Source organism: Armatimonas sp. (genome assembly GCF_031410135.1).
In the GTDB taxonomy this organism is placed as follows: Bacteria; Armatimonadota; Armatimonadia; order Armatimonadales; family Armatimonadaceae; genus Armatimonas.
Genome location: NZ_JANNYP010000668.1, coordinates 1 through 5,666 on the forward strand (window position 1 = coordinate 1; position 5,666 = coordinate 5,666).

A 5,666-nucleotide genomic window follows, 5' to 3' on the forward strand; every position below is an offset into this window, starting at 1 on the left:
GTGGTGAGCGCGGGCGCTTGGCCAGCTCGCGATGTCCAGATACAGCTCAGGTCGCCATGCCGCTGCCGCCACCCGCCAGACCTCGGGGAAGCGCAGGTCGTAGCAGATAAACGGAGTGACGCGAATCTCCGCCCAGGAAAAAACGACCTGTTGCTTGCCGGGTGCGTAGGTCTCACCCCCTACGATAAACGGCTTGATCTTGGTGTAGTCCGCGATACGGGTGCCGTTGGGCGCGAAGACAAGGGCACGATTGTGCCCGTTGATCGCCACGCCGCCCACCAGAGTGACTTGCCAGCGCTGAGCAAGCTGTTGCAAGAAACTCGCGATAGGGCCACCTTCCGGCTCCGTCGCCTCAATACTCATCGAGAAGCCCGTGGCAAACATCTCGGGTAACACGACGAGCGTATTGGGCTCAGGCTTTGCCTCGGCGAGAAGCTGCTCCACTTTCGCAAAGTTGGCCTGCGGGTCTTCCCAAGCAATATCAAGCTGAAGGGCAAGTATTTTCATTGCCACGTTTTGCTAGGGGCATCGTTCGTTAAGAGAGCATTATAAACATCGAGTACGGGGTCATCCCACACACGGGAGAGGGCGAGCACCCGACTGCGAATCTCTGCCGCACAGCGCTCGTCCAGACCAAGTTTTTGTCGTTCGATTCCTGGAGAATCCTTCGTTTTTGTGAGTTTGGAGGCAGGCTCTGTCATGGCTTAGTATATCGCTTCCTAGGAGGCTTCTTCTTGAACATCATAAGCCCCGCCGTGCTTGATGTGGTCAAACTGGTCGTCTGGGATGACTTTGATATTGGTATGGAGCGCTTTGTTCTCGAAGAAGCTCCGGCTGCGCTCGGGGATCTCGATACTGTCGCAGTCCGCGTACCAGCCGCACCAGTGGATCATGGCGATCATGGGGCGGGGCTGCTGCGTTCGATTAGGCATTCCGGCGTGCCACAGCCGAATGTCACGGATCACCACGGAGCCGCGCTTGACTGTCGGCTGGATCGGGGGGCGCTTTTCACGCCAAGCCGCCAGGTGCTCGTCTGAGACTCTTGCGGAGCCGTCGCCGTGGAAGTAGTGAGTATCTAAGTGAGTGCCGGGCCAGAGCTGGGTTGCGCCATTTTCTGGCCCCATGTCTACCACAGGCACGTTGATGACAATACCAAAGCTAGGTGTCGCGTGCTCTAGTCCCTGCCAGAGCTGCGCGACATCGGGGTGCACGGGCTGGAAGTGCTCGCCGGGGAGCGCGGTGTTGCCGGAGTAGAAGTTGTTTTTGACGCCCGGCCCCAGAATGGCTTTTGTCACCGCGATGATCTACACTTTGAAGAGAATGTCCTCAAAGAGATAGGGAGCAAACGGCGGAGGGGCTTGCTGGATATTGCCCTTGTTGAAGTTAAACGGGACATCGGGGCGCTTGAGGATCGCGTCCACATCCGCCAGCATCTTCTCGCAGAGCACCTCGCAGTGCGCGGGATCTAGTACGTCTTCTAGCACGACGAAACCGTCGCTGTTAAAATCATCAAGCGTCTTTTGCATCAAGCGTTCCTTAAGAGGGAGGCAATGGCCTGCGCGAGCCGCGTGTGTGCCTCCGCCTCGACGTGAACGCCATCGAGCAGGCTGACACTAATCACGGAACCGGCGTTGAGAAACTCCCAGCCGCGGGCCTCCGCTACCTCAAGGTAGAGCGGGGCGAGGGCACGGGAGAAGCTCACGGCACGCGCTTCGTCAAACTCTGGGTAGGCGATGGGGAGGCGCAGCGGGGGCGGGGCGATCAGGAGTACTTTTGCTCCTTGGGCAGCTCCCATCTTCCCGATACTCTCGACGGCATCAGCGGCCTCGTCGGGCGTGTGAGGAAAGCGCGACTTGGCATCGTTGGTTCCGAGCATCACGATCAGCCACTCGAAAGGCCGGTGCGTGTCACAGACCATCGGGAACGTCGCCTTGCCGTTGCGCATGAGAACGAGCGCGTCGTCAAAGCCTGTGGTGCGATTTGACAAACCCTCTTCCAGCACCCGCCAGCTCTCTCCGAGGAGGCACTGCAAGACGCCTGTCCAGCGCGTCTGATCATCGAGGCGGGTGATATCAATCGGGCTTGCGCCCCAGGTGTTCGAGTCGCCGTAGCAGAGCACCGACTTCATGGCTACAGCACGCGTGAGAGAATCGTGAGCGTCTTTTCGTCGAGCTTTCGGTAGTCGGGAATGTTGTAGCGGCTGCCCGTGCGATCCGTGAGGAGCACGCGCCCCCCCCCGACTTCCTGAATCGAGTCCTTGAGGTTCTGCACCGAGAACTTGCGCTCACCTTTGTCTGTCTCTACTTCGAAGTTCACGGTGTCGTACTCTTTCTTGACCTTGGTGACTTTGAGAATCGTTGGGACAAAGTAGCGCCGTGCCAGCTCCTCGTCTAAGATCTTGTGCGACTCCGCGTCGAGGCCCTTCACGGTCTCCAGCATCCCGACATCTTTATCTTTGGCATCACGTAGCCCAATGTACTGATCTTGCAGCGAGAGGGGAAACGCCCGCGCGATCTGGCAGACCAGCACGGTGCGCTCGTAGCCGATCTTAGGGTCGGCAATCGTGGCCCGAACGGCGCTGCCCCCCGTGCGAAAGAGTGTCACGGTTGCTGGGTCAAGAAAGATAAGGTCAAAGTCGGTGTTTTCGCTTGTTTGCATTCTAATCCTCCAAGACTATGTTTTCGGCCTTGAGCTTGTTGACTTCAAGCTGCATCTCGACGAGCTTTCTAAAGATGCCGTTATCTTTCTCCATCAGCTCGGCGTGGGTGCCCATCTCGGCGACGCGGCCTTTCTCGATGACGACGAGTCGGTCGGCGTTGCGGAGTGTGCTCAGGCGGTGGGCGATGGCGAACGTGGTTCGGCCCGCGATGAGGCGCTGGATGGCTTCTTGAATTTGCTTCTCGGTCTCGGTGTCTACGGAGGCGGTGGCTTCGTCGAGGATCAGCACTTTGGGGTCGTGGAGAATGGCGCGTGCGATGCTAATTCTTTGGCGCTCGCCGCCGGAGAGCCGTGCGCCGCGCTCGCCCACTAAAGAGTCGTAGCCGTCGGGGAAGCGCAGGATGAAGTCGTGGGCGTTGGCGGCTTTTGCGGCGCGCATGATCTGCTCACGGGTGGCGTCGGCCTTGCCATAGGCGATGTTCTCGGAGATCGTGCCGGGAAAGAGAAAGGGCTCCTGGAGGACAATGCCCATCTGGCTGCGCAGGTCCTGAAGCTTGACTTTCTTCATCTCGACGCCGTCAATTAAGATGCGGCCCTCGCTGGGGTCGTAGAAGCGCGAGATGAGGTTGATGATGGTGGACTTGCCCGCACCGGAGTGTCCCACGAGGCCGATCATCTCGCCAGGCATGACGTGCAGATCCACGTTCTCCAAAACCCGCCGCGCTTTGTCGTAGCCGAAGCTGACGTTCTCGAAGAGCAACTCGCCCTTCATGTTGGGCATCGCGACCGAGTCCGACGTATCCGCGACATCGGGCTGGGTGTCCATGACCTCGAAGACACGCTCGGCGCTGGTCAAGACGCGTCCCAGCCAGTCTGCGATTCGGGTCATGCCCTGGAGCGGGCCGTAGAGCTGCCCGAGATAGTAGAAGAACATGTTGAGCGTGCCAAAGGTGATCTCGCCCCCGATGACCTGCTTGCCTCCGACGTACCAGACGATAAACCCGCCGCTGGTCATGAGAAAACCCAGAATGGGAAGAAGTGTCGCCCACCAGTTTTCTAGGTCTAAGTTCGCGTGGTAGAGAGCACCCACTTTGCTGTTAAAGCGCGCCATCTCCCGCTCTTCTTGGGCGAAGGCTTTGACGACGCGGGTGCCGTTGAGCGCGACGGCGATGCTGGCCGTCATGGAGGAGCGCAGGTTCCAGAGCTTCTCAAGCCGCCCCCACAAAAACTTCCAGATCTTGCTCGTGCCAAAGACCACCAAAGGAATCGGGATCATCACCAAAAGGGCGAGCTTCCAGTTCTCGCGAAAGACGATAATGAGGGTTCCGATGAGCATGAGGCCATTGACAACAAACATCTGGAGTCCGTCTACGAGAAAGTTGTTGAGCTCGTTGACATCGGAGGTAACGCGGTTGAGGAGCGCACCGGACTGCCGCTTGTCGTAGTACGAGAGCCCGAGTTTTTGGAGCGTGGCGTAGGTCTCGGTGCGGATCTGGCGCGTCATGGTGAGCGAGAGGTAGGCCGTCAGACGGGAGCGGAAGATACCCATCACGAGGCCCAGCACGCCCGCACCGATCATCACGAGCACCCAGTAGATCAGTCTGTCGGTTCGTACTGCCGCCGCGATCTGCGTTGTGGGCACCAGAACATCATCGGTGAGGTTCTTAACGATAATGCCGGGCAGGAGCTGGAGCGCCGTTACCGCGAGCATCAGCACCGTCACGACAATCGCCTGCCACTTGTAGCCTTTGGCGTAGCCCAAGAGCCGCGTAAACGTCGCGCGCTTGTCAAAACAGTGGCGGCAGACATCCGAGTCCTTGGGCAGAGCGCGGCTACACTTGGGGCAGAGTTTTTCGACTTCCTCCAGCTCCGCGTCGGGCAGCTCGCGGCCTTTTGCGATGGCCTCCATGACGCGAGCAACCCCGGCCATGCGCCCGCCGAGCGGCGTGGTGTAGCGTGCCAGCTCGATCACGTCCGAGCCCTTTGACACCGTGAGTGCCCCGCCCCCGACAAGCGATTCGGTCTTCGCGCCGGTGATCTCGCTGACGAGAACTGCGAGGTCCAGGTGTGCTGCGGAAGCGCCATTGGGAGAGTAGACCCGGATCGCGTCCGCGTCCATCGTCACCCACCGCTCGCCAATCACGCCGCTAGTGTTGATGTCCGCCTTGACCGCGAGGGTGAGGGGATCTGTACCGTGGCCGTTCCGCTGGGCCTTGAGCGCCGCTTCCACGGAAGCGGGAAGCTCTTCGAGCATTGCCATAGGCGACATTCTACCCCCGCAAACGGTTTTTTGATAGGCTTTTATCGTTAATTTGGGGGATTTGTGAGATTTAAGTTTGCAAAATCGCAGGCTGGTCTCTTTAGCAGGTTTTATGTGTATAATGCCAGCAATCCCAGCGAGCACGGGTTCAAGGGCATCGGTCTCGACTCGGGGCACCCACGCGTTCCCCCGGATCTATGAAAAGGATAGATTTTATGCGTTTCTCGTTTCTCGCTGACACGCGGCACCCTGGCTGCACTGGCACTGCTTGGACTGGCCGGGCTTCCGCAAACCGCGCAGGCCACGATCACGACGTACACGAACCGGGCTAGTTTTCTGGCCGCATTACAGCCAGGCTTCTTTACCGATGATTTTGCAGGTGTTACGTTCGGTAGTATCTTTGCAGCCTCTGCAACGCGCTCTGGCAATGGTTTCTCCGTCACATACACGGCACCGCCATCGGGACTGTTCTCCAATACAGGAGCTATGTCTACCGCCGGCACCACCACTAACCTGGTAGCGACGGTTAGCAGCTCCCCTACACAGGTCTTCGCCTTCGGGGCGGATTTCTACTTGAGTAATGCTGGTGGCGATATCCAGGCTTTTCCAGGCAACTCTGTTACAGCCTTCGCTTCCAATGGAGTAGATCCAAACTCCCAACTTTCACAGTTGACAAACTCCCTGACGAACTTTTTCGGTTGGATCTCCACCACGCCTCTCGTCTCCGTCACGATGAATTCTGGAGGAA

Annotated in this window: 6 protein-coding genes; all 6 read right to left on the reverse strand. The window is 58.8% G+C overall.

Annotated elements, in window-relative coordinates; genetic code table 11:
- Positions 1–507: nitrilase-related carbon-nitrogen hydrolase (locus RMO15_RS24380; protein WP_309718701.1), on the reverse strand; the 507-nt coding region annotated here is incomplete at its 3' end.
- 212 nt (positions 508–719) lie between these two features.
- Positions 720–1,295 carry a phytanoyl-CoA dioxygenase family protein gene (locus RMO15_RS24385; RefSeq protein ID WP_309718704.1) on the reverse strand — a complete coding sequence of 192 codons (576 nt, stop codon included), beginning with the start codon at positions 1,293–1,295 and terminating at the stop codon, positions 720–722.
- Positions 1,296–1,304: 9 nt separating this feature from the next.
- Positions 1,305–1,526: a hypothetical protein gene (locus RMO15_RS24390; protein ID WP_309718708.1), complete on the reverse strand. Its 222-nt coding sequence runs from the start codon at positions 1,524–1,526 to the stop codon at positions 1,305–1,307.
- Positions 1,526–2,128, reverse strand: a complete 603-nt coding sequence (locus RMO15_RS24395) for a GDSL-type esterase/lipase family protein (protein ID WP_309718711.1) — start codon at positions 2,126–2,128, stop codon at positions 1,526–1,528. The genes RMO15_RS24390 and RMO15_RS24395 overlap by 1 nt, the downstream gene beginning before the upstream one ends.
- Positions 2,129–2,130: 2 nt before the next feature.
- Entirely contained in the window at positions 2,131–2,658 is a 528-nt protein-coding gene (locus RMO15_RS24400; protein ID WP_309718714.1) for a DUF1854 domain-containing protein, read from the reverse strand.
- A gap of 1 nt (position 2,659) precedes the next feature.
- Entirely contained in the window at positions 2,660–4,918 is a 2,259-nt protein-coding gene (locus tag RMO15_RS24405; RefSeq protein ID WP_309718719.1) for an ABC transporter ATP-binding protein, read from the reverse strand.
- Positions 4,919–5,666: the final 748 nt, after the last annotated feature.

Coding starts and splice junctions, on each gene's coding strand:
- RMO15_RS24400 (WP_309718714.1), bottom strand. CDS start 2,658: ATGCAAACAAGCGAAAACACCGACTTTGACCTTATCTTTCTTGACCCA.
- RMO15_RS24390 (WP_309718708.1), bottom strand. CDS start 1,526: ATGCAAAAGACGCTTGATGATTTTAACAGCGACGGTTTCGTCGTGCTA.
- RMO15_RS24405 (WP_309718719.1), bottom strand. CDS start 4,918: ATGGCAATGCTCGAAGAGCTTCCCGCTTCCGTGGAAGCGGCGCTCAAG.
- RMO15_RS24395 (WP_309718711.1), bottom strand. CDS start 2,128: ATGAAGTCGGTGCTCTGCTACGGCGACTCGAACACCTGGGGCGCAAGC.